Here is a 25,431-nt window from a genome sequence, read left to right on the forward strand (position 1 = left end):
TAAGCTAATTAACAGGCCTTAGGGTAAGGAGGGATTTCCTGAAGGTAATAATCTCTTCCCTGTTCATCATCATCTTCCTATATTCCCCTTTATTGAACATTTCTGCCTGATCTTTATAGTGTTTACTAAACGGATTCCCGGATTGTCCGGTGGGCAAAATACTGGTACTGTTTTCCACATCGGAAAAATCTATCACCCTCCTTGTGGAAGGTCCGGAGGTCACAGGATATCTCCCCGTTTCGTTGTACTGGAAAGCCATATTATTAATCACCTCCCTTGTGGCGCTCATCGGGAAGGGACCTACGTTTAGAAAACGTCTCAGCGCTTTCACCTTCCCTATGGGGTGCTCGTGCTCCAAGGTATGCACCTTTCCCCAGGTCCATTTTCGTGGATCGTTCCCTAAATCGGCTTTCAATGAATTAATGGCCATCTTAAAGGCATGGTTTACCCTGTTGGTTTTAGTCTCCACTGTATCAGATGTATGAACATCATCGAACCATATGGATTTTTCCTTTTTCGCCATGGGTGCAATCATCCGTTTACTTAAGTGGGTACTTAGCAATTGCTGAAACATTTCTGGCCCCAATTCATCCTCAAAAGTATTTTTAAGGAAGGCGTAAATCCACCGATGATAAATGGTAGGGGCAATACTATCTATCCCGCTGCCCCCTTGCCAGGCGTTAATTTTATCCAGTTTTTTTATTTCGGTAGCGTCCAGCTGGGAAACATCCATATATTTAGATAAAGCGGCAACTATTTCTGTATTTACGTCAGACACCTCATCCATAAGCATCTCCTCTACCTCCTCCCTAGTCCATTCGTCTTTAGACTCTAGCAATTCTACAATCCGCTTTGCCCTATTTTCGGGCAAGTAGTACCCGGGATATAGTATACCCGCGATGGAATCGGGCTGGTTATTGGCCGAATACACATAATTCCAAGGCGGATTTATGGCCTTTGGATTTTCTGAAAAATCCAAGTATTCCAGTGGTTCGTGCTTTCCACTACTCCCATCCAGAATCAATTTTGTATGGGTATTCTCTGGCATTTTATAGAGTTGCGCCGAGGCAAACCAAGCAATATTACCCGCTGCGTCCCCGTACATAAGGTTAAGGCCGGGAGCATGAATATTGGGGAGTGCCGCTTGGAACTCGGATAAATTTTGAGCTTTGGTAATTCCATAAAGGGCATCCATCACCTTATTTTCCCATTTGGTATAAATCCAGGACATCGCTATGGGGCGTTCCCCACCTACCACATCTATAATTCCGTTTAGAATTGGACCGTGATCTGTTTTTTTATAGGTGAACGGTACGTCTTCTCCGTTTTTCACTTCGATAGTCTTACTCACTACTTCAAATTCTTTCCATCCGTTTGGCGTCTTATAGAGCGTTGAATCGTCTTCCTTTACCTCCTCGTAATAAAAATCGATATCATCATTCTCGAACATCGTCATACCATAGGCCAACTTTCTATCATGACCCAGCAATGGGAAGGGCACACCGGCCAAATGATAGCCATATTTTTCATAATTAGGGGTAGTCACATGTGCCTCGAACCATACGGAAGGCTGAGCAAAACCGATATGTGGATCATTGGCAAAAATTACCTGACCGTTCTTTGTTTTTTCCGGGGCAATCACCCAACTATTACTGCCTTCAAATTGAGGTAACGGCAATGGTTGTAGCACTTTATGAACCATGCTCGCTATTTGATTCCCTAAAGTATCCTTGGGAATGGGGTTGTAGTTTTTTATCAAGGTGTAAGTGGAATCTACATCCATCTCCAGGTCTATTAAATACTCGGGCCCCAGCTTATTTTTAATATTGGTCAATAGGGGATCTGTCTTATGCGCCATGGCAAAACTAAAGGCCATATACCCCATAGTATTATACACATCCTTTAGGGTAAAGGGTCTTTTTTCTATTCCGGTAAGATAGAACTCTATGGGGGTTGGCCCCACCTCCATAAAATGGTTGACTCCTTCCAAATAAGCTTGAGAGAGCTTTACCATGGGCGAATTAACATCCAATTGTGCCACAGTTTTCTCTGAGGCCTCATTGATCCCCAATGCTAGAAAAAACTTATCGGTATCCACTAATTCCTCGCCGAAGATTGCAGAAAGTTTTCCTGCCCCTATCCTTCGCAATAATTCCATTTGCCAGAGTCGGTCTTGGGCATGCACATACCCTAAACTCCTATAGGCGTCCTCTAGGTGCTCTGCATAGATATGGGGGATCCCATAGTCGTCATAATAAACTTCTACCTGTTCTTTTAAATTTGGCAACGCTTGCTCCCCGGAGTAAGTGGGAGAAAGTAAATATTTTGCCACAAAGGCTAAGATGGCCAGTACAATGATTAAGCTTACAATAGCCCAAAGCAGTTTTTTAAGTATCCTCACCAGTATAGTTTAATAGCTAAAGGTAAATTAAATATGGTGAAAAAAAAAGACACTCCTAAGAGTGCCTTTAAGCGATGTAGCTTTATTCGATAATAGGCAAAAGTTAGGGTTGTACTACTTAAAACAACCCTCGACTCCCCTACTATTTTTATTTGACCATGCTTAGATTTCGGAAATTTGAAACTCCCTTCTTAAGCCATTCCTTATAGGTATCCCTATCGGTATATTGCTTGGCAGAATTTAATATTTCCAAATCTGGTGAGAGCAGTACGTAATAGGGCTGTGATGCCGCATTAAAATTAATCGTTTGGAAGGTACCCCATTTTTCACCTACGGTAGTGATTTCCTTTACCCGCCCCGATTCATATTTGTAATGGAACTGTTCTTCCGTCGGCAACTTCTTTCGATCATCGATATATAAGGATATCAATACATACTCATCTTTCAAAATAGGATAGATATCTGGCTCACTCCAAACGTGCTCCTCCATCTTTCGACAGTTAACACAAGCCCAGCCCGTAAAGTCTAACAAAATAGGTTTGTTTACCTCTTTGGCATAGGCCACTCCCTCGTCAAAATCTTTAAAACAATCTATACCCAATGGGCAATCGCTTTCCTGGGCTACCACACTATAAAAATCTGGCGGTGGAAAGCCACTCAACAATTTTAAATTGGTAACCTTGGTAGCTCCCAATATCAGGTAAACAGAGAAAGCAGCAGCTAGTAGTCCGGTAATTTTTCTTCCTGTAGACAACTTTTGCTTAGGCCCTTCATGTGGGAAACGCAATATCCCAAATAGATATAAGGTTAACAGTACAAACAATAGGATCCAGATCCCTAAAAAGATTTCTCTTTTAAAGATTCCCCAGTTCCCCACCAAGTCTGCATTAGACAAGAATTTAAAGGCAAGGGCCAATTCTAAAAAGCCCAAGGTTACTTTTACGGTAGTCATCCATCCACCAGATTTAGGCATAGAATTTAACCATGCTGGGAACAGGGCAAATAAACCAAACGGCAAGGCCAGGGCAAAACCAAATCCGACCATACCAATGGTAAGGTTGGTAGCCACATCCCCGTCTGCCAAAGCAGTACTTCCTAATAATCCGCCTAAAATAGGCCCCGTACAGGAGAAAGAAACAATAGCCAGCGTTATTGCCATAAAGAATATCCCGATTCCCCCGCCCACTTTAGAAGAGGCCGCATCCATCTTATTGGCCCAGGAGCTAGGTAAGGTTAGTTCATAGTATCCAAAAAAGGAAAAGGCAAAGAATATAAATATGATAAAGAAGGCAATGTTTAACCAGATATTAGTAGCAATGGTGTTCAAGATCTGGGAATCTACCGAATCGAAAAGGTGAAACGGAAGGCTTAATAAAAAGTAGATCAGTACAATAAAAAAGCTATACAACAAGGCATTGGCAATGCCTCGGGATTTATGACCCGATTGTTTGGTAAAGAAAGAAACCGTAAGAGGTATCATAGGGAATACACAGGGAGTGAGTAACGCAACGAACCCTCCCAAGAATCCTAGTCCAAAAATGACCCATATTCCGGTCTTTTCGTCCACGTGATCCCTATCCCCTTCTACTAAAAGAGGTTTATTCTTTAGGTCTACAACTAATGCTGCACTTAGTTCCTTGCTTCGTTCGTCTATCTCTTTTTCTACTACAACAGCTTTTTCCCCCGTTAGTGAAATGTAGAAAACCTCATCTTTAGGGATACAAACCTCGTTACATATTTGATAGAATAGACCTACTTCTACCTGCGTAACCGTTGGGTCTAGGAGCTTAATTTTTTGAGTAAAAATGGCCTCATTCCTAAAAAAGGTCTCTTCCACCTCAAAAATTTCGGAATATTCCGTAATGGTAGCACTTTCTGTAGCCTCCCCTATCAATTCATAGTCTTCCCCTGCTTTTACAAAGGTAAACTCACTAGGAAGGGAGCCATTTTCATTGGTATATTGGGAAAATATATACCATCCCTCATAGATATCGGCCTTAATAATTAAATTGTATTCCGTATCCGATATCTTTTCTGCTTTGTAGCTCCATGCAGTAGGATTTTCGTTTGTTTGGGCTTGGCCCCAAAACATCCCGAATATTAATATAAGTACTCCAGTTAATTTCCTCATTGTTCCAAACTAATCTTTACAATATTTTTTGTTGTTTCCGTAATTTTAAATCGATCATCGGCACGTTTTCCTATGATCCATACCACATGATTCCCGGAACACAGTAACCATTGGTTTTCCTTGGAGAAGCTATCCAGTTTTTCATCTTTGAAAAATTTGGACACTTTTTTTTTGCCCCTCATTCCTAAGGGGTAAAAATAGTCCCCTTTTTCCCTTTTCCGAATAATTAAGGGATACTTTAACTTTTCTTTGTCTACATAAAGGATATTTTGGGAAAACTTTTCCATTTGATCAATTTCCTCGATTTTCATGGGAATTGGTTCATTAATTATCGCCTGCCCTTCGGATATTCGATAAACAGTTTCCACCTCAGGGGTGATTCTACGTAACATTAAATATTCCCTATCCTTTAGTAGTCTATGGGTGGGAGAATGTACCTCTTTCCCACTATTGGCCGTTAACAGCCCATAAATATCGTCCCATTGGGTAAACCCATACTCCTTAAAGAAATGGAAGAGATAGCTCTTGGTAGGCTGTAAGTTTAACAATGCAGTCGTTGACACTTTCTCTTGGTTTTCCTCCTTAATAAAGAGTTGTTTTCTCAAGTTTTGTATATAATCCTGATTTATTTTTAAGGTATCCAATAAATGCTCTTGGGTCCTTAAAAAATTTTCTAAAAATGTTGGATGCAATTCCTTTAATCTAGGTACAATAGTGTGCCTAATATTATTTCTTAAATACTTAACATCCTCATTACTGGCATCTTCCCGCCATGCCAACTTATTTTCTTTGGCATAGGTGACCACCTCCTCCCTGGAAAATTTGAGTAAGGGTCTAGAAATAGATGCTGTCTTGGCAGGTATACCGGTTAATCCTTCAATTCCCGTACCTCGTGACAGGTTAATGAGAAAGGTCTCCAAATTATCATCGGCATGATGGGCGGTGACCAAGGTTTTTATGGCATGGTCCTGCTTTAATTCCTTAAACCAATTATATCGCAGTTCTCTGGCTGCAATCTGAATGGTAAGTTTGTGTTGTGTTGCGTATTCCCTTGTCTGAAAATGGGTAACATACAAGGTTTTGTCCAAATCCTTTGCCAATTGCCTTACAAAGGCTTCATCCTTGTTACTCTCCTCCTCTCGCAAATGAAAATTACAATGTGCCAGAGCAAAATCCAATTTGGAGGCAGCACATAAATGTGCCAAAACCACGCTGTCTACCCCTCCACTAATCGCCAGTAAAAATACCTCCTTACCTAGGTGGGGGAAGTTTTCCTCTATATGATTTATAAATCGATTTAACACGGCACTAAAATAAGGAAGAATAATGGATTAAAGTCATGCAAAAATGATGGTTTGTCCCCTTAATTCTTACCCTTCCCGTTAGAATCCTTAGGGAGGATGGATTTATAATCGCTTTTCTTCATCCAATTGGATATTATTTGAAGTACCTCCTTGCTACAAAGATCCTTGTGCAATTCGTGATACCCACCTTCCATTAATTGTAAGGTGGTTACAACAGCGTTTTCATGAAAACCCTGAGTTCCCTTATAATCAATTATACGGTCTCCAGTCCCATGTAGCAAGAGAGTGGGCGTTTTTAAGTGAGCGGCATGGTCAATTGCCCATTGGCCGGCTGCCATCACCGGAAAGGAAAACATAGGGCTTACCCTATCATGAATATATGGGTCTTGCTTATACTGTTCCACTTCTTCGGGAATCCTGGAGATACCGGAGGGATCCAGACCTGCAGAAAGGGTAACATGCGGCAACAACCTCAGCATGGCTTTGCCTAAAGTCATTTTCCATTTAGGGGGTTGAAAGGCTAATTTTAAATAAGGGCTGCTAGCCACCACCCCTTTAAGCTTTACTTTAGATCGCAGGGCATAATTAAGCACCAGATTTCCTCCCATACTATGGCCGTATAAGAAAATGGGCGTATCGGGGACTAGGGCTTTACCTTTAGCTACTACTGCGTCTAATAACCCCATAAGGGCTCCATAGCTAGGGCAATCCCCTCTTTTTCCTCCCGACTGGCCGTGACCAAAATTATCGTAACTAATTACCGCCATGTTTATATCTAGAAGGGTGGGCACCACCTCGGGGAAATAGCGTCCGGAATGCTCTCCAAAACCGTGTACTAATACCACCAAACCCTTAACTATTGGCGGTGGCACGTACCAGCAGTATATTGTGGTATCCTTATACTTTAACGGAAGGGTTATAGTTTCCATATATCCATTTATCTACTATACTGGTTTGTGATTCACCTAGAAACCTAGCGTTGATCTTCCCTATGGTTATGCACATCTTCCAAAACTTGCTGCATGGCCTTTGCCTTTAGCAGGCATTCCTCATACTCCCTTTCCGGGGAGGCTTTTGCAGTGATGGCACTCCCTACCGAGAAAGAGGCATAGGATTTATTTTTATTATAAAGAATACTCCTGATAACAACATTAAAGTCGAAGTCGCCCTCCGGACTAATATACCCCACACTTCCAGAGTACAGTCCCCTTTTAGTAGCTTCTAAAGCCTCTATTATTTTCATGGCCGAAACTTTTGGCGCCCCGGTCATACTACCCATGGGAAAAGTTTCTTTAATAATATCTATCGGGTTTTTATTGGGAGCCACCTTAGACGTTATAGTAGAGATCATCTGATGCACCTGATCAAAAGAATATACTTTACACAATTCCTCTACCTGCACGGTGCCTTTCAGCGCGCTCTTGGAAAGATCGTTCCGTACTAGATCTACAATCATAATATTTTCTGCCCTTTCCTTTGGGTCAGCGGCCAGGGTAGCTGCCAATTTCGAATCCTCGGCAACATCATCTGCTCTTTTAGCGGTACCTTTAATAGGCTGGGAAATCACCTTCGTTCCCTGTTTTTTAAGATATCGTTCCGGTGATGCAGACAATAGATAGTGGTGATTTAATTTTAAAAAAGTGGCAAATGGAGCCCTCGAAATAGCATTTAACCCAAAATAGGTTGCTACAGGGTCTATTTCCAATCCCTCTGCATAAAATTCTTGGCAAAAATTAGCCTCGTAGATATCCCCTCTATGAATATGGTTCAGCATGGTTTTTACGTTGGCATAATAATCCTCCTTGGCGATTCTGTGTTTAATGGAAACCGCTGTTTGGGGAAGCCTATTTTGAGAATAAGTGGTACTGGAACTATTAAGGTCTTTAAAATCCTCCTCAATCTCTTCATCCACCATATTTAAATAGTGAAAGCTTACTAGGTTACCTTTAAGAAAAATGATTTTTTTAGGTTGAAAGAAAAATAGGTCTGGAAATTCTAAGCCGTCGTAATTGGAGGACGATAATCGTTCTACATCATTTTTAAGGTCGTAGGACAAATAACCAAAGATCCAATCTTTAGTGCTAGACTGAAAGGTTTTTAAATCCTCAAAGGCATTTTCATAATCGGTCACCATGGAGGTGAGTCCATCCACTGCAAGGATGGCATCAAAGGAATGGTATTCCCCATGATGTCCATTGCTATCTTGCCAGACCACCTCATCAAACTGCTGGGCCCATTGTAGCAAATTGGTTTTAAACCGATTTATATCCTCAACCGTAAACGATGCCTTTTTTCGCAAAAGATTTTAAATTTTAGAAAGGAATTTTCCCAAAGCAGTCTGATGCGCTTGTTTGAGCTCCACGTCTGTAATTCCCTCAGTTGGGGTAAAGGTATAATTAAATGAGGGCAAAGAAAAGGTAGCTACTACTTCTCCCCCAAATCTTGTGAATAGCTTTTGCGTTGCTTCCAGTGAATTTAGAGCTCCTCCCCTCCCTTTGGAAGTTGCCATTAATAGCACTTTTTTATCCTTTAAAAAACTTCTATCTACCCTGGAGAGCCAGTCTAATACATTCTTAAAAAAAGCGGAGGGATACCCATTGTGTTCATTCACGGAGACAATAAGGCCTTCAACTTGACTTATTTCCGTTAACAACTCCTTTATAATTGGAGCATATCCTTCTTCTTTCTCTAAATCCTCACTAAAGACGGGAAGACTTATTTGCGACATGTTTAAGGTGCGCACTTCCTTATCGGTTATCAGGGAAGCAGTATGCTCCACCAATTTGAAATTGATGGACTTGGTGGAATTACTTCCGGCAAATGCTAGTAGTTTCGACATCCTTTTTTTTAATTATTACAACGAAAATACCGCAAAATGGATTGAATTGCGAGCAAATTATCTAATTTTACACCTTCAATCACCAACCCTACTGGTATACAGTCACATACAACTATCATTCACAATTAATGGGGAATTCCAATTTAAGACTATATTTTATAGACGCTATAAGAGCCTGGGCAATCTTAATGATGCTGCAAGGGCATTTTGTAGATGGCTTGTTAGATACTGCCTATAGGGACAATACCAATACTTATTATTCCATTTGGAGGTATTTCAGAGGAATTACCGCGCCAGTTTTCTTTACGGTATCTGGGTTTATATTTACCTACTTACTTATAAAGGCAGATAACGTTGGCTTAAGCAACCCGCGCGTTAAGAAGGGGGTGAAACGAGGCCTACAGCTGATTATAATTGGCTACCTACTAAGATTAAACATATTTGGCCTCTTAAACGGACAGATTTACGACTCTTTTTACTTAGTGGACGTACTTCATTGTATAGGGGTTTCTATTTTGGGGATTATTGGGATCTATCTGTTAACAACCAAAAGGAGCAGGTATTTTTTTCCAGCCCTACTTTTAATCTTTACCCTAGTACTGTTTGTAATGGAACCCTATTACAAACAATACCCACATCATTATATGCCTAGCTTCTTGGCCAATTACCTTACCAAAGCCCATGGTTCTGTATTTACCATTATTCCTTGGTTTGGATATGCAAGTATTGGAGCATTCCTTTCAGTTTGGTTTTATCGATTTAGAAATAGCACTTACTTATACCCTGTAGCCATCCTCAGCTTTTTAGGGATAGGGACATTACTTATTTATTTTTCCTCACCCTTCTTTTTATCCCTATCCAACCTAACAGGAATGGCTTTGTTTTCTAAGATTTACCTTAACAATTATCTATTCATTAGATTGGGTGATGTTTTTATAGTGTTTGCCGTTTTTATGTTTTTCAGAAGGTTTCTGACGCACAATACCTTATTGAATATTGGTAAAAGCACCCTCTCCATATACGTTATTCACTTTATAATCCTATATGGAAGTTTTACCGGTTTGGGCCTATACCGCTATTTCCATCACTCCTTAGCCCCTTCTATTGTGATTCCGTCAGCAGTTGCCTTTATGATCGTGACCACCATACTATCCTTAAAATATGAAGCCAACAAGGCACAGATTAAAATTCATTTGGCCACGGGCGTTAAGGCAGTGTCTAACAAACTAGCCGTATGGCTGGGAATGGAAAGTTTCCCTGGCTTAGGAATCATTTGGTCTAAATCTAAAACAAGTCTGCTACGCTTATTTAGAATGGTAAAGAATTAGTATACCAATACCCCTTATTATGATGGTTTGACTTATGTTCGCGGAAAATATTAATTATGAGCGAACCTATTAAAAAATACTCTCCTGTGGCAATAGCCATGGAGGTAGATAAAAGATATTCTTGGTGTACTTGTGGTCACAGTATTAATCAGCCATTATGCGATGGGTCCCACAGGGCAAAAAAAGCCACCCCTCCCCTAGCATATGTTGCTACGGAAGAGAAAACCGCCTATTTCTGTACTTGTAAACTCACTAAGAACCCTCCTTTTTGTGATGGATCACATAAGCAGATTTAGTATTGAGCACAGAGTAGTGAGTTACTTCAATTACACACTACGCTAGAAATAAAGGAAAGTCCTGTTGGTATTAAGCCTCGGGACTTTTTTTAATTTTATACCTTCCTCATCTATTTATTATTGACGAGCTTGTTCGTTATTTTTTTGCTGGGCGTTCCCCTATCGGGTCGCTCTTTCCGCTATAACTTTTTTGTTTGGTATTTTTATTTCATATCATCCGCTTTCCCTATACAAGCGGTGTTCAAAATACCTACAAGGTTAGGCAAACCTTGCAGGATCAAACGCTAATTGGTCAAAAAAGGTTGCCGCTGCAATAGCTAACGCGAATTAATGTGACAATTTGGAAATGTGTTAGTTTGAAAATGAAGTGATTGATGAAATAAGGTGAATGAGAGTGATTTGGACCTGATTTAATAATACTAAACTAATAGCGGAGTCCAAGCCACGTTTAAAGGGTTCAATCGCCAGTGAACGGCAATCAATTAGTTCAGTGAATAGCAATCGGTAATCAGTTTTGCAGTGAACAATTTTCTAGTATTTAGATTTGAGTAGTGAGTCCCTCACCCGGGCGGGCCCGAGAACGCGAACTTTAGCTAACATAGTTTCAGGTGTTTTCTTAGGAATATACTACCTAAATGGCGAAGCGAAACTCCTTATCCGCAGAATAATGAGCGAAAGCTCCGAGATCAGGAGCGTAGGCACGTAGCGACGCGGAGTTTCGGTCATGGTTTTTCGACCTCTTTGTCGAAAAAATTCATTGGATAAGGCGCCTTTTTCTTTGTTTCGTTTCTTTTGGGCGAGCAAAAGAAATGAAAAGCAGATATGGGAAAATAATTGACTATAAGCGCTTAACCCATCAGTTACAAAAAACAACAAAAGATAATTCCAGTTAACTTAGATGTTTTCATTAAAATAAGTGAGAATGACTTAAGGAACAATAAAACATAATCAGCTGCTAACAGAGATTTGCGCAGTTAGTTAGATGATAGATTTGGTGACTCATACGTGTAGCGAAATAACGCAAATCTATATTTCTAGCTTTATGAAGCATTATTTGATAATTTCCAACCGCGCCAATTATCAAGTTAACAGCTAATTACATAATCTAATGCAGAAAGATACACAAGAGACCTTAAACTTGTTCATTTGCAAGTACCGTCTTGGAGCCAGAAACCACCCGCTAAACGTTTGCAGAACCGAATGCCATACCTTTTCCCGTATGTAGTTACATGTTTCCATGAAATATCTGGAAAGCGCTACCTTGAACCTAAAACATTAAACCTTGAACAAAAAAAAGACTTGATGGAAACCCAACAAGTCTTTTTTTATGTGTTAGCTATAATTAAAATGCTGTTTAGATATGCAAAGCGCGATCTTCGGTTGCTGCTAGCGCTGCTTCCTTAATTGCCTCGGCATAGGTAGGGTGCGCGTGACTCATTCTTGAGATATCTTCGGCTGATGCCCTAAATTCCATGGCTGTAACACCTTCAGCAATCAAATCGGCCGCACGAGCCCCTATCATATGTACCCCAAGTACTTCATCGGTTTCCTTATCGGCAAGAATTTTTACAAATCCGTCCAAATCCATACTAGCACGGGAACGTCCCAATGCTCTCATTGGAAACTGCCCCACTTTGTACTGAGTTCCTTCCTCCTTCAATTGCTCTTCGGTTTTACCAACAGCCGCTACTTCTGGCCATGTATAAACCACCCCGGGAATAAGGTTATAATCTATATGAGGCTTTTGTCCCGCCAATAATTCGGCTACCATAGTTCCTTCCTCCTCCGCTTTATGCGCCAACATAGCACCACGAACTACATCGCCAATTGCGTATATGTTAGGAACATTGGTTTGTAAATGATCATTAACAGCTATGGTGCCGTTTTTCTCTAATTGTACTCCTGCAGCTTCTAGATTTAGACCTTCGGTAAAAGGTCTTCTACCTACCGCAACTAAACAATAGTCTCCTTTCAGTTCTACTTCGGCTCCTTTTTTATCATCAGCCTTAATAACTACCTCGTTGCCATTGTTCTCCACGGATTTTACCTTGTGCGATACCAAGAATTTCACCTTCTGCTTCCGCATCACTTTTGTTAACTCCTTGGATAAGGCTGCATCCATTCCTGGAATGATACGATCCATAAATTCTACTACGGTCACATCTGCACCCAATCGCTTGTATACCTGACCCAGTTCCAATCCGATAGCTCCTCCTCCGATGATTACTAAATGTTTTGGAATTTCTTTCAGTTTCAATGCTTCCGTAGAGGTAATTACACGCTCTTTATCTAGCTTTATAAAAGGAAGACTCGATGGTTTGGAACCAGTAGCTATAATTACATTCTTTACCTCAATGGTTTCTGTTTCCCCATCGGCCTTGGCAATATTAATATGCGTAGCATCCTTAAAACTTCCCAAGCCTTCGTATACAGTGATCTTATTCTTGTCCATCAAGAATTTTACCCCATCACAGGTTTGGTCCACTACAGATTGTTTTCTGGAAATCATCTTTTCCAAATCTACCTTTATTTCACCCGGAATGTCAATACCGTGTGTTTCAAAATGCTTCACTGCATCCTCATAATGATGCGAAGAATCCAACAAAGCTTTGGATGGTATACAACCAACGTTCAGGCAGGTGCCCCCTAAGGTGGAATACTTCTCTATAATTGCGGTTTTCATTCCTAATTGGGCACATCTAATAGCAGCGACATATCCTCCAGGACCGGAGCCAATAATGGCTACATCGTATTGGGTCATATTATTAATGTATTGATAAAGATTAGTTTTAACTTAATTGAAACAAAAATACAAATGTTTTGTGGTTGCACAACCAAGCAAGTTTGCGAAATTAAGATGGTTTTATTTTTTTAGGGCTTAGAGCGGAATTTCCGTGTTGTTTTTCACCTCCTTAATAACAAAGGCGCTTTGAGTACTACCTATATGGTTTAGGGCCGTAAGCTTAGTCACCATAAAGTCGCGATACGCTTCCATATCCCCCACATATATTTTAAGGATATAATCGTAATCGCCACTAATATGATGGCACTCCACCACCTCGTCCAATTGAAGCACTTCCCGCTCAAACTGGGCTATATGATCTTTTGTATGTTGTGTTAGCTTTACGTGGCACAGCACTACAAACGATCTATTCACCTTCTTCTTATCTACCAGGGCTACGTACTTGGTAATCACCCCCGTTTTCTCTAAACGCCTTATACGTTCATAGGTTGCGGTAACTGAAAGCCCCAACAACAAGCCGTACTCTTTAGTGGTTCGCTTGCTATTCTGTTGCAGCAGTCTCAATAACTTTAAATCTGTTGCGTCCAATTTCATGCTGATATATTTTCGGTATTAAAAACCCCAATATTGGATTAGTAGAAATAAAATCTAAATACAACGTTCATTTAGTTTTATATACTGCAAATTAGCTATTTCATTGATTACATCACTATAAATACATAAATTTATAGATAAATAAAAAGATATATCATGAAGTATAAAGGTGCCGATCATTTACAAGACTTACAATATTTTGGAGAATTTGGTGGAGTTAATCCCTCCATTTCCGATTCTTCCACCTATACATTTTTGTCAGCCAAAACCATGTTCGATACTTTTGAAGGGAACACGGAGGGTTGCTATCTGTATAGCAGACACTCTTCCCCATCCAATTTATATTTAGGAGAGGCTTTAGCGGCCCTGGAAGGTACGGAAACTGCTAATGTAACAGGCAGTGGTATGGGGGCCATCACAGCTGTTATCTTACAATTGTGCAACGCGGGAGACCATATTGTTAGCAGTAGAACAATCTATGGAGGCACCTATGCTTTCATGAAGAACTTTTTGAAGAAATTTGATATCCGCATTTCATTTGTGGACACCACGGATACAAAGGCGGTAACCAAGGCTATTACGCAAAAAACAAAAATGATTTACTGTGAGTCGGTCAGTAATCCCCTGCTAGAGGTAACGGACATTGAAGCGATGTCTCGCATTGCAAAAAAGCACGGTATTCCGTTGGTGGTAGATAACACCTTTTCTCCCCTATCTATTACCCCTGCAAAATTAGGGGCCGATATTGTAATTCATAGCCTCACTAAATTTATTAATGGAACAAGCGACTGTGTTGCTGGAGCCGTTTGTGGTACTAAAGATTTCTGTCTTAGTCTAAAAGATGTAAATTCTGGTGCGGGAATGCTTTTAGGGAGTACGTTAGATAGTTTACGGGCGGCATCTATCTTAAAAAATATGCGAACCCTACATATTAGAATGAAAAAACACAGTGAAAATGCACTGTATTTGGCCCAGAAATTTGAAGAGGACGGACTCAAGGTAGGTTATCCCGGATTGGCATCGCACAAAGACCATAAGACCATGATTCAACAATACAATGCAGCATACGGCTATGGAGGCTTATTAACCCTTGATGTTGGTTCTTTGGAAAAGGCAAACGCACTTATGGAGCTAATGCAAGAGAAAAACCTTGGCTATTTAGCAGTAAGCCTCGGATTTTACAAAACCCTCTTTAGTGCACCAGGCTCTTCTACCTCTTCCGAGATTCCGATGGAAGAACAATTGGAAATGGGACTTTCCAATGGACTGATTCGCTTCTCTATAGGGCTGGATGATAATATTGAGCGTACTTATACCACCATGAAAAGTTGTATTAAGGAGTTGGGTATCCTTTAAACAATTTGTTTGTCTCACCAATAATTACTAGCCACTGGTAAAAAATTATACCATTTCAATTATATGCATAAGAGGTGTTTACCTTAACAAGGATATAAAGGGGCATTGTCTAGAAATGGGGGTGCCCAAATTGGAACCTATTTCATTTAGGCTTGCAGAACATTGGGCAAAATCGTAATATTACCCAGGAACTAAGAACAGATAGATGCAAAACCAAAGCCCTACCCCCAGCCAAACTGAAAATGAACATATTACAGAAAACAAGGAATTAAATATTTGGGAAGCTCTCATACCTGTATTTGCACTGGTAGGAATGCTATCCTATAATGTCTTTGTTTTTGGAGACGATGCGCTGGGTGGCTCTAACCAATTTATCCTTCTTATGGGAGGTGCTGTTGCGGCGATTGTAGGGGTGTTAAATAAGGTCCCCTACGGTAAAATGATTGCCGAGGTGGCAGATAATGTGAAATCTACCACGGGTGCCTTACTCATCCTACTTATGGTAGGGGCGCTTTCTGGTACTTGGCTTATCAGTGGAATTATCCCCACCATGATCTATTATGGACTTCAAATTTTAAATCCCACTATTTTTCTAGCTGCCTGTGTTATAATCTGTGCGGTGATTTCCGTGGCCACTGGAAGCTCATGGACCACTTCGGCTACGGTGGGTATTGCTCTGGTAGGTATTGGCACCACCCTGGGAATTCCCTTAGGGATGACTGGAGGCGCCATCTTGTCTGGAGCGTATTTTGGGGATAAAATGTCGCCTTTAAGTGACACCACCAACTTAGCACCTGCCATGGCTGGTAGCGAACTATTTAGCCACATTAAGTATATGGCTCTTACCACAGTTCCTACTATAATTGTTACTATATTGGTATTTGTCATCCTAGGCTTCACCTTGGATACCAGTGGTACGGCAGACACCCAAGAGATAATGAATTCTATAGAGCAAACCTTTAACATTAATGGATGGCTATTTTTGGTGCCGCTAGCGGTAGTAGTTCTTATTCTTAAAAAGGCTCCTCCCCTTATGGCTTTGTTAGTAGGTACCTTATTAGGAGCAGTATTCGCCTTAATTTTCCAACCCAATATTGTTATGGAGCTCACTGGAGCCTCATCGCTTACTATAGAATCCGGATATCGGGGAATAATGAACGCTATCACTATACAGACTAATATTGCCACCGAAAATGCGGTCCTGAGCGATCTATTTTCTTCCAAGGGAATGACAGGAATGCTGGGGACAATCTGGTTAATTATATGCGCCATGGTTTTTGGAGGGGTTATGGATGGCATTGGTGCCCTGGCAAGAATTAGTAGTGCCCTTTTAAGTTTAGCAAAATCCACCTTTAGTTTATTTGCCAGTACGGTTGCCAGTTGTTTGGCATTGAACCTTACCGCCTCGGATCAGTATCTATCCATTGTGGTTGCCGGTAAGATGTTTACAAAAGCGTATCGAGAAAAAGGCTTAGCCCCAGAAAACCTTAGTCGTACCTTGGAAGATTCTGGAACAGTTACCTCTGTGCTTATACCGTGGAATACCTGTGGTGCCTACCATTCCGGAGTATTGGGAATAGGCGTGGCAGAATATTTCGTCTATGCCATATTTAATTGGTTGAGTCCGTTTATGACGTTAATTTTTGCTGCCTTTAATATTAAGATAAAACAGCTGGCCAACAATACGATGGAGTTCGCTAAAAGTTAATGGTCTATCTTTCCAAGGGCAATTACCTCATTGGAGCGTAATTCACATTGGGAATACTTTTTACAGCATCAGCTATGTTATACATTTAGCCTATAAATGAGCTCCCTTCTAGTTAAATAATCGCTACGGCTTAATATTAAATAAATAGGTGTTTACCATTGAGCCACACTAGCATTAAAACACTAAGGAACATTCATTAAATTCCTGTTCATTACAACCGTACCGATATAGCGGGTTTAGGAGGAAGACAGGTCCTAAAACCCCATATAAACCTCACAAAACCATGATTGACCCCCGTAGTAATAGTGAGCCATCTATTAAAGCTATAACCTTATAAATTTTTTAGATCCAAATTTCTTCCAAAGCTTGATATAAGCTGTAATTTTGTATCAGAAATCAACAATAAAAATTAAACATATGACTTTTGTAGGAAGAAAATTTCCAGATCTTAGTGTAAACGCAATGAATGAAATGGGCGATACTTTTAAACTGAACGTTTTAGAAGAAGCCAAAAAAAACAATAAGAAAGTACTCCTGTTTTGGTACCCAAAGGATTTCACCTTTGTATGTCCAACAGAATTACACGCTTTCCAAAATGCTTTGAGCGAGTTTGAAAGTAGAAATACCATAGTAATCGGTGCTTCTTGTGACACTGCAGAAGTTCACTTCGCTTGGTTAAGCACTTCCAAAGAAAATGGAGGAATTGAAGGTGTTACTTACCCAATATTGGCAGATAGCAACAGAAACCTTGCTTCTACCCTAGGTATCTTAGACATCACCAATGAGCAGTACAACGAAGAGACTGGTGTAGTAACCGTTGAAGGTGACAACGTAACTTACCGTGCCACTTACTTAATTGATGAGGAAGGTACTGTATTCCACGAAGGAATTAACCATATGCCTTTAGGAAGAAACGTAAACGAATACCTTCGTTTAATTGACGCTTATACCCACGTTCAGCAAAAAGGAGAAGTTTGTCCTGCAAACTGGGAAGAAGGCAAAGAAGCAATGACTGCTGATAGAGACGGAGTAGCTAGTTACTTGGCCACTCATTCTAACTAAGAGCTATCAATAAGTATCAGGAGTCCATTAAAGTAATGGACTCCTCTTCTTTAAGTACGAATTTAAAAATTTAGAGATATGATATTAGAATTAGAAAATGATAATCTTAAGGAGATTATCGATCAGAATAAAAAGGTAGTTGTACAGTATTCTGCCACATGGTGTGGTAACTGTAGAATTATGAAGCCTAAGTTTAAAAAAGAAGCTTCCGAAAATGAAGGGATCACCTTTGTACTTGCGGATGCTGAAAAGTTTCCTGAGTCCAGAAAATTGGCCAAGGTAGATAACCTACCTACGTTTGCAGTTTTTGAGAATGGGGAGATCAAGAATCAGGTACAGACTAACAAGCACGATGTGCTAAAAGATTTGATTAGTGAAATTACCAGTAATTAAGCAACTTACCGAGTTCATCGCCGAAAATGACGAGGACTATGTTTTGGAAACCATAGAAACTTTAGAGTCTATCTCGGAGGTATCTTCCTTAAAGGACGAAGAACTGGATGTTATAGGAGAATTGATCTCAAATCTATATGGAGCGTTGGAAGTCAACAAGTCCATTCAAGAAGGCAAATCCCAAAAAGATGCCCTCAATGAGTTTATGCAAAGGGTTTTGGGATCTATTGACCAGTAAGTACTCTAGGCGTACCGGTCTAACAAATAAAATACAAAGCCGTTTATAAATAGGAAATCCTTTTATAAACGGCTTTTTTTGATTAAAATACCCCAATTCTTCGCATAAACTGTAGCAACCTACTTTTTTATCCATGATTGCTTACATTTACGCTATATATTTTTTATTTTCACGGCAAATTAAAACTAAGAATCATGGCTACTGTAACACTTAAGGGAAATCCCATCAATACAATAGGAACTTTGCCTGCCACAGGCAGCAATGCTCCGGCATTTACTTTAACTAAAGGAGATCTTTCCTCCGCCACCTTATCCGACTACAAAGGAAAAAAGGTAGTATTAAACATTTTTCCCAGCATAGATACCGGAACCTGCGCTCAATCTGTACGTCATTTCAACAAAGAAGCGGCCGAATTAGAGAATACCGTAGTATTGTGTATTTCCAAAGACCTTCCATTTGCACAAGGACGTTTTTGTGGTGCAGAAGGAATAGAAAATGTAGAAATGCTTTCCGATTTTAAAGATGGAAATTTTGGCGAAGCTTATAAGGTAGCGTTTACAGACGGTCCGCTTGCCCCACTTCTTTCCAGATCTGTGGTAGTTTTGGATGAAGAAGGGAAAGTTCTCTACACGGAGCAAGTAGCAGAGACCGTAGATGAGCCCAATTACAAAGCAGCATTAGAAGCCTTATTGAATGCCTAAGGAAAGTTTCCTTGTCAATAGGATCCGCAGCATAGGTTTTGCGGTGAAAGGCGCTATATTACTAATAAAGACCGAGGCCAGTTTAAAGGTTCAGGTCTTTATTAGTTTGATAATGACCGCTGCAGGCTTTTATTTTGACATTTCTGGTACAGAATGGAGCCTACAAGTTCTTGCCATCGCCTTGGTGCTCGGAATAGAGGGAATGAATACGGCTATAGAAAAACTATCCGATTTTGTGCAGCCCAATTTCGATCCAAGAATTGGGTTTATAAAGGATATAGCGGCCGGTGCAGTTCTTCTAGTATCGATCGCCGCCTGCGTTGTTGGACTCATTATCTATATTCCAAAGATTTTTTGAGATCCTTATTATTTCTTGCAACTATAAAATATATGTGGATAAATGGAGTTGATTGGTATACAGTCGCTAACAGCCCCACATAGGGATAAGCCATGGCCAACCCCTATAGATTGGCAAAAAGTAGAGTTCCGTATACCAGTAAATTTGTAATTTAGCCCCCAGAATAAAAGATGTAATGACAAAGAAGGCAAGAAAATCTAAGTCGACCCCTACCAAAAAAGGCTTCCCCTTTAAACTATCTAAAAAGAACAAGGTTATTTTGGGTGGTTTGTTGATGTTGCTGGGCGTAGCCCTGTTTTTTTCTTTCCTTTCCTTTTACTTCACTTGGCAAGATGACCAAAGCATCCTAAGTGAGTTTTCTAACAGGAAAGAACAAGCTAAAAACCTTTTAAATAAGTTTGGGGCCAGTATAGGGCATTTAGTCCTCTACCAAGGATTTGGTATCTCGTCCCTCATATTCACCTTCCTTATATTTATTTCTGGGACTCATTTATTTTTCAGCCTCTCCAAACAAGGGCTGCTCAGAAAATGGTACTGGGGATTGGTCTTTATCATTTGGATATCCATTGCCTTCGGATTTTTCGCCCCATCCAAACCCCTCTTGGGCGGTATGGTAGGCTTTGAAATAAACGACTTCCTACAAGATTATGGCGGTAAAATAGGGGTATTTCTTTTACTGTTATTTGGACTGATTGTAATATTGGTGCGATTCTTTCAATTTTCACCAGAGGCAGCTGTAGCCTACATAAAAAAGAAGAAAAAATCGGTGGCTTCAGAATTTAAAACAGCTACAGATCCCTCCCCTATTTCATCCGTTGCTGCAGATAAGGAGAATTTCGCGCTAACGGAAGAAGAAGAGGAAGAAGCCGTGGTTTCCATGGATACCTATACCCATAAGAAAGACATTCCCCCAATACAGAAGGAGGAAACAGAAGATGAACTCCAAATTAATGTAGGCCATGAGGAGGAGACCATCGCTATGGAAGTGGAGAAAATAAACGAAGAGACCGAAGAGGTGGATAATATCTCCAGTAAATTGGTGGAAGATTTTGGGGAATTTGATCCCACTCTAGAGTTAGGGAATTACAAATTTCCGACTTTGGATCTCCTAGACCATCACGGTGCTTCGGGCGGAATTACCATTAACCAGGAGGAGCTAGAGGAAAATAAAAACAAGATTGTAGACACCCTAAAGAACTACAAAATTGGCATTGCCCAGATTAAAGCTACTATTGGACCAACGGTAACCTTATATGAGATTGTCCCGGATGCTGGGGTGCGTATTTCCAAAATAAAAAACTTGGAAGACGATATTGCCCTTTCCCTCGCAGCCTTGGGAATCCGTATTATTGCCCCAATTCCAGGGAAGGGAACCATAGGAATTGAGGTGCCCAATAAAAATGCCACTATTGTTTCCATGCGGTCCGTAATTGCCTCCAGCAAATTCCAAAAGGCCGAAATGCAATTACCTATTGCCTTTGGGAAGACTATTAGCAATGAGACCTTTGTAGTAGATTTGGCTAAAATGCCCCACCTACTAATGGCTGGTGCTACAGGACAGGGTAAATCCGTGGGATTAAATGCGGTATTAACATCCTTGCTCTTTAAAAAACATCCTGCCGAGGTAAAGTTTGTGCTAATAGATCCAAAAAAGGTAGAACTAACCCTATTTAACAAAATAGAACGTCATTACTTGGCCAAACTGCCCGATTCTGAGGAAGCCATCATCACGGATAACGCCAAGGTAATTAACACCTTAAATTCACTCTGCATAGAGATGGATAATAGGTACGAGCTATTAAAGGTGGCCATGGTGCGAAACATCAAAGAATACAACGTTAAGTTTAAGGCTCGAAAATTAAATCCCAATGACGGGCATATGTTCCTTCCTTACATCGTTTTGGTCATTGATGAATTTGCCGATCTTATTATGACTGCCGGTAAGGAAGTAGAGACCCCTATTGCCAGATTAGCCCAATTGGCCAGGGCGGTAGGTATACATTTAATAATTGCTACCCAAAGACCGTCGGTAAATGTGATTACGGGTATTATTAAGGCCAACTTCCCGGCTAGAATAGCATTTAGGGTGACTTCCAAAATAGACTCTAGGACCATTCTAGATGCCCAAGGCGCCGATCAGTTAATTGGTCGTGGAGATATGCTCTTTACCCAGGGCAACGAAGTTACTAGAATTCAGTGTGCATTTGTTGACACCCCTGAGGTAGCAAAGATTACGGACTTTATTGGGTCTCAAAGAGCCTATCCAGATGCCCATATGCTTCCAGAATATGTTGGAAACGACGAGTCTGGCACAGGTATTGATTATAATATTTCCGAAAGGGACGCTAAGTTTAGGGAAGCGGCCGAAGTAATTGTTATTGCACAACAAGGGTCTGCCTCGTTAATCCAAAGAAAGCTAAAATTGGGCTATAACCGCGCAGGAAGAATAATAGACCAATTGGAAGCTGCAGGGATCGTAGGTCCGTTTGAAGGCAGTAAGGCGAGACAAGTACTGGTGCAAGATATGATTGCGTTAGATCAGCTCCTGAGCAATGAAACGCCCTAAAGGACATTAACAAATAGATAAAGAAAAGAAGATGAAAAGATTATTTCTCCTAGTACTATTTACCATTAGCAGTACCATGGCCATGGCCCAAGACTCTAATAAGGCCAAATCCCTATTGGATGAAGTTTACAATAAGGTAATGAGCTACGATAATATTTTTGTGGATTTCAAGTACTCCCTTCGGAACGAGGAGGCCAATATTAACACAGATACCCGCGGAGACGTTACTATGCAGGGCGATAAATATGTGTTTAATTATATGGGTGCCAAACAATTGTACGACGGGAAGAAAGTATATACCGTAGTTCCAGAAAATGAAGAGGTTACCGTAGAGGAAAAAATAGACGATGAAAATACCATCACCCCTTCCAAAATGTTGACTTTTTACAAGGAAGGACATCGCTACGATTGGGATATCCTACAAAATGTTCAGGGAAGAAAAATACAGTTTGTAAAGCTAACTCCCATCGATAGTAATTCTGAAACAAAATCGATCCTTTTAGGAGTGGATGTAGAAACCAAGCATATTTACAAGTTAATAGAAACCGGTAAGAACGGGACCAAAACCACAATTACTGTTAATTCTTTTAAAATTGACCAACCTTTGTCCAAAACCTTATTTACTTTTGATGAGGACAAGTACATAGAAAACGGGTACTACATTATAAGAAATTAAAGCATTGAAAATTCTAGACCGATATATATTATCGAGGTTCCTCTTTAATTTTTTCAGTTCGTTTGTAATATTGATGTTCATCTTTATTTTTCAAACGATATGGTTATTTATTGACGACTTGGCTGGGAAGGGGCTAGACCTGCTAATTATTGGCAAGTTTATGTTCTACCTATTGCCCAACCTCATGGAACGGGTAATCCCCTTAACGGTATTACTATCGTCTATCCTTACCTTTGGATCCTTTGCCGAGAACTACGAATTTGCAGCTATGAAAGCATCGGGTATTTCCCTGCAGCGGTCCATGCTGGGTCTTATCATATTTGTAACCTTTTTGGGCGGACTTACTTTCTATTTCGCCAACAACATCATCCCCATCTCAGAACAGAAAATCTATAACTTACGGAGAAATATTGCCAAGGTAAAGCCTGCCGCAATTATTACGGAAGGGGTTTTCAGTGATTTGGAAGGAACGGATATGAATATGAAGGTAGATAGGAAATATGGGGAGAAAGATCGGTTCCTAGACAATGTTATTATTCACAAAAAATCTGGAAGGGGCGTAAATACCACGGTGATTAAAGCAGAATCCGGAGAACTTATTAGTAGTGAGAAGTCGGATATCCTTCAATTGGTGCTCAAGGACGGGAACTATTATGAAGAAATGACCGCCAAAAGCGCTCAGGGCCGACTGAAAAATCCGTTTGCAAAGGCCAATTTTAAAACCTATACCATTAATAAGGATGTTTCCGATTTAAATGATGTAGACCTCAATGAGGAGCGGGACATTAGTACGGAAAAAATGAAAAATATTACGCGCTTGTCCAAAGACATTGACTCTTTGCAAGAAGACAATGTTAAAGCGGTAACGGCCTTTTCCAAGAATATTGTCAATAGAATGGGTGCTTTTATAAAGCTTAATAAACCAGATTCTCTATCGGCCAAAGTAATTGCAGAGAAGAAGCGGGAAAGGGATTCCCTAGGGACCACGGTTTCCACGGACAGTATAGTTTCCCTATACCCGGAGTATCAAAAAATGCAATTGTTGTCCAGTGCAAAAACGGCTACAGCCAATATTTTAACCACTATTAAAGGAAAGCGACAAGAATTACAGATTAAATACAAGATTTACCGTCTGCATATTCTATCGCTGCATAAAAAATATGCCTTGGCCCTATCCTGTATAATCCTCTTTTTTGTGGGAGCTCCCCTAGGAGCCATTATACGAAAAGGCGGACTAGGACTACCCATGGTAATTGCTATTATATTATTTCTTACCTATTACTTTATTGGGGTATTTTCTGGCAACTATGCCAAGGAAGGTAACATCCATCCTATTATTGGGGCATGGCTACCTACCTTTATTATGTTACCTTTAGGTGTTTTTCTAACAAGACGGGCCACCACCGATAAAGGCTTGGTGACCTTTGGAAGTACTATAGATTTTTTTAAAGGATTATTTAAAAAGTTTAATAAAACTGCTACGCATGACAACTAAAGTGGATGACACCATTACACTAAATACCATAGAAGAAGCCATTGAAGATATTAGGCAAGGGAAGGTTATTATTGTAGTGGACGATGAGAACAGGGAAAATGAGGGCGATTTTATTGCAGCTGCTGAACTAGCTACCCCTGAGATGATCAACTTTATGGCCACTCACGGAAAGGGACTTATCTGTGCCCCCCTGACGGAACAAAGGTGTAAGGAATTGGGTTTACATATGATGGTTCATAACAATACGGATCCTATGGAAACCGCCTTTACGGTTTCGGTAGACTTACGGGGAGAAGGAGTTACCACAGGTATCTCTGCCTCAGATAGAGCCAAGACCGTGCTCGCTATGACCAAACAAGACCTAAAACCGCACGATTTGGCAAGGCCAGGACATATTTTTCCGCTGGTAGCCAAAGATGGAGGGGTTTTACGGAGAACCGGACACACGGAGGCGGCCATAGACTTTGCCCGTTTAGCCGGACTACAGCCAGCTGGGGTTATTGTTGAGATTATGAACGATGATGGCACCATGGCCAGACTACCTCAGTTATACCAGGTGGCCAAGAAGTTTGATTTAAAGATTGTCTCTATAGAAGATTTGGTGGCCTACCGAATGGAGCACGATAGCTTAATCCAAAAAAAGGAGGATTTTGATATAATGACCAGGTTTGGCAAGTTTAGACTCAGGGCCTACCAACAGACCACCAACAATCAGGTGCATATAGCGTTGACAAAAGGAGGCTGGAAAAAAGATGAAAAGGTACTTACACGTATAAACTCTACCTTAATTAACAACGATATCCTAGGAACGCTGACCAATAATCCCGATAAGAAGTTGGAAGACATGTTCAATGCCATTAACACCGAGGGCAAAGGAGCTATCGTTTTTATCAATCAAGAAAGCAAATCACTGAACCTCTTGGGTAGATTGGGCGAATTAAAAAAGTTACAAAAAGAAGGAATTTACAAGGCCCCTAAAGTAGATATGGACGCCAAAGATTTTGGAGTTGGGGCACAGATTCTGCACGATCTAGATATCGCCAAAATTAGATTGCTAACCAATTCGTCTCATATTAAACGAGTAGGAATTGTAGGATACGGGCTAGATATTGTAGAATACGTCACCTATTAATACATCAGTACAGCTCACTTCAAATTTATAAAGGAGTACAGTATAAAAAAAAGGCCGGTAATTAAAATTATCGGCCTTTTCATTTTTATAAGCTTCAAAGTACTGACTAC

General features: G+C 40.4%; 21 protein-coding genes. 13 read left to right on the plus strand and 8 right to left on the minus strand.

Annotated features, from left to right (window positions below):
- Window positions 1-4: 4 nt before the first annotated feature.
- The 6 genes from F1E73_RS07995 to F1E73_RS08020 all read right to left on the minus strand — a co-directional run bounded on the left by F1E73_RS07995 (window position 5) and on the right by F1E73_RS08020 (window position 8,675).
- Entirely contained in the window at window positions 5-2,401 is a 2,397-nt protein-coding gene (locus F1E73_RS07995; protein ID WP_150451617.1) for a penicillin acylase family protein, read from the minus strand.
- Window positions 2,402-2,549: 148 nt separating this feature from the next.
- On the minus strand, window positions 2,550-4,532 hold the full coding sequence (locus F1E73_RS08000) for a protein-disulfide reductase DsbD family protein (protein ID WP_150451618.1): 1,983 nt from the start codon (window positions 4,530-4,532) through the stop codon (window positions 2,550-2,552).
- Entirely contained in the window at window positions 4,529-5,836 is a 1,308-nt protein-coding gene (gene tilS, locus F1E73_RS08005) for a tRNA lysidine(34) synthetase TilS (RefSeq protein ID WP_150451619.1), read from the minus strand. Before tilS ends, F1E73_RS08000 begins: the two co-directional genes overlap by 4 nt.
- Before the next feature lie 59 nt (window positions 5,837-5,895).
- Window positions 5,896-6,765 carry an alpha/beta hydrolase gene (locus F1E73_RS08010; RefSeq protein ID WP_150451620.1) on the minus strand — a complete coding sequence of 290 codons (870 nt, stop codon included), beginning with the start codon at window positions 6,763-6,765 and terminating at the stop codon, window positions 5,896-5,898.
- Between the two features lie 44 nt (window positions 6,766-6,809).
- Window positions 6,810-8,135 carry an anthranilate synthase component I family protein gene (locus F1E73_RS08015; RefSeq protein WP_150451621.1) on the minus strand — a complete coding sequence of 442 codons (1,326 nt, stop codon included), beginning with the start codon at window positions 8,133-8,135 and terminating at the stop codon, window positions 6,810-6,812.
- 6 nt (window positions 8,136-8,141) lie between these two features.
- Window positions 8,142-8,675 (minus strand): NADPH-dependent FMN reductase, encoded by a 534-nt coding sequence (locus F1E73_RS08020; protein WP_086478180.1) that lies wholly within the window; start codon window positions 8,673-8,675, stop codon window positions 8,142-8,144.
- Between the two features lie 128 nt (window positions 8,676-8,803).
- Here F1E73_RS08020 and F1E73_RS08025 point away from each other — a divergent pair, with 128 nt between their 5' ends.
- Both F1E73_RS08025 and F1E73_RS08030 read left to right on the plus strand, forming a co-directional pair.
- Window positions 8,804-10,003, plus strand: coding sequence for a heparan-alpha-glucosaminide N-acetyltransferase domain-containing protein (locus F1E73_RS08025; protein WP_150451622.1), 1,200 nt, complete (start codon window positions 8,804-8,806; stop codon window positions 10,001-10,003).
- Between the two features lie 56 nt (window positions 10,004-10,059).
- Window positions 10,060-10,299: a CDGSH iron-sulfur domain-containing protein gene (locus tag F1E73_RS08030; protein ID WP_150451623.1), complete on the plus strand. Its 240-nt coding sequence runs from the start codon at window positions 10,060-10,062 to the stop codon at window positions 10,297-10,299.
- 1,354 nt (window positions 10,300-11,653) lie between these two features.
- Here F1E73_RS08030 and lpdA read toward each other — a convergent pair.
- Window positions 11,654-13,060 (minus strand): dihydrolipoyl dehydrogenase, encoded by a 1,407-nt coding sequence (gene lpdA / locus F1E73_RS08035; RefSeq protein ID WP_150451624.1) that lies wholly within the window; start codon window positions 13,058-13,060, stop codon window positions 11,654-11,656.
- Between the two features lie 117 nt (window positions 13,061-13,177).
- Window positions 13,178-13,636: an Lrp/AsnC family transcriptional regulator gene (locus F1E73_RS08040; RefSeq protein WP_086478184.1), complete on the minus strand. Its 459-nt coding sequence runs from the start codon at window positions 13,634-13,636 to the stop codon at window positions 13,178-13,180.
- A gap of 156 nt (window positions 13,637-13,792) precedes the next feature.
- On the opposite strand from F1E73_RS08040, the gene F1E73_RS08045 reads away from it, so the two are divergent.
- From F1E73_RS08045 to ribB, 11 genes are all read left to right on the plus strand, one after another.
- Window positions 13,793-14,992: an aminotransferase class I/II-fold pyridoxal phosphate-dependent enzyme gene (locus F1E73_RS08045; protein WP_086478185.1), complete on the plus strand. Its 1,200-nt coding sequence runs from the start codon at window positions 13,793-13,795 to the stop codon at window positions 14,990-14,992.
- A gap of 205 nt (window positions 14,993-15,197) precedes the next feature.
- Window positions 15,198-16,700, plus strand: coding sequence for a Na+/H+ antiporter NhaC (nhaC, locus tag F1E73_RS08050; protein ID WP_150451625.1), 1,503 nt, complete (start codon window positions 15,198-15,200; stop codon window positions 16,698-16,700).
- A 417-nt stretch (window positions 16,701-17,117) separates the two neighbouring features.
- Window positions 17,118-17,762, plus strand: coding sequence for a peroxiredoxin (locus tag F1E73_RS08055; RefSeq protein WP_086478187.1), 645 nt, complete (start codon window positions 17,118-17,120; stop codon window positions 17,760-17,762).
- Window positions 17,763-17,840: 78 nt separating this feature from the next.
- Window positions 17,841-18,155 (plus strand): thioredoxin family protein, encoded by a 315-nt coding sequence (locus tag F1E73_RS08060; RefSeq protein WP_086478188.1) that lies wholly within the window; start codon window positions 17,841-17,843, stop codon window positions 18,153-18,155.
- The gene (locus F1E73_RS08065; protein ID WP_086478189.1) at window positions 18,136-18,393 is read left to right on the plus strand and encodes a DUF6952 family protein; all 258 of its coding nucleotides are present in this window, start codon (window positions 18,136-18,138) and stop codon (window positions 18,391-18,393) included. The genes F1E73_RS08060 and F1E73_RS08065 overlap by 20 nt, the downstream gene beginning before the upstream one ends.
- 194 nt (window positions 18,394-18,587) lie before the next feature.
- Window positions 18,588-19,094 (plus strand): thiol peroxidase, encoded by a 507-nt coding sequence (gene tpx / locus F1E73_RS08070; RefSeq protein WP_150451626.1) that lies wholly within the window; start codon window positions 18,588-18,590, stop codon window positions 19,092-19,094.
- The gene (locus F1E73_RS08075) at window positions 19,087-19,452 is read left to right on the plus strand and encodes a diacylglycerol kinase (protein WP_086478191.1); all 366 of its coding nucleotides are present in this window, start codon (window positions 19,087-19,089) and stop codon (window positions 19,450-19,452) included. The genes tpx and F1E73_RS08075 overlap by 8 nt, the downstream gene beginning before the upstream one ends.
- Before the next feature lie 175 nt (window positions 19,453-19,627).
- Entirely contained in the window at window positions 19,628-22,018 is a 2,391-nt protein-coding gene (locus tag F1E73_RS08080; RefSeq protein ID WP_150451627.1) for an FtsK/SpoIIIE family DNA translocase, read from the plus strand.
- Between the two features lie 31 nt (window positions 22,019-22,049).
- A complete protein-coding gene (locus F1E73_RS08085) occupies window positions 22,050-22,694 on the plus strand; it encodes a LolA family protein (RefSeq protein ID WP_086478193.1) in 645 nt (214 codons plus the stop codon).
- 73 nt (window positions 22,695-22,767) lie between these two features.
- Window positions 22,768-24,189 (plus strand): LptF/LptG family permease, encoded by a 1,422-nt coding sequence (locus F1E73_RS08090; RefSeq protein ID WP_245806804.1) that lies wholly within the window; start codon window positions 22,768-22,770, stop codon window positions 24,187-24,189.
- The gene (ribB, locus tag F1E73_RS08095; protein WP_086478195.1) at window positions 24,179-25,321 is read left to right on the plus strand and encodes a 3,4-dihydroxy-2-butanone-4-phosphate synthase; all 1,143 of its coding nucleotides are present in this window, start codon (window positions 24,179-24,181) and stop codon (window positions 25,319-25,321) included. The genes F1E73_RS08090 and ribB overlap by 11 nt, the downstream gene beginning before the upstream one ends.
- Window positions 25,322-25,431 lie beyond the last annotated feature (110 nt).

Origin of the sequence: Arenibacter lacus (assembly GCF_008711145.1) — a bacterium.
GTDB lineage: Bacteria > Bacteroidota > Bacteroidia > Flavobacteriales > Flavobacteriaceae > Arenibacter > Arenibacter amylolyticus.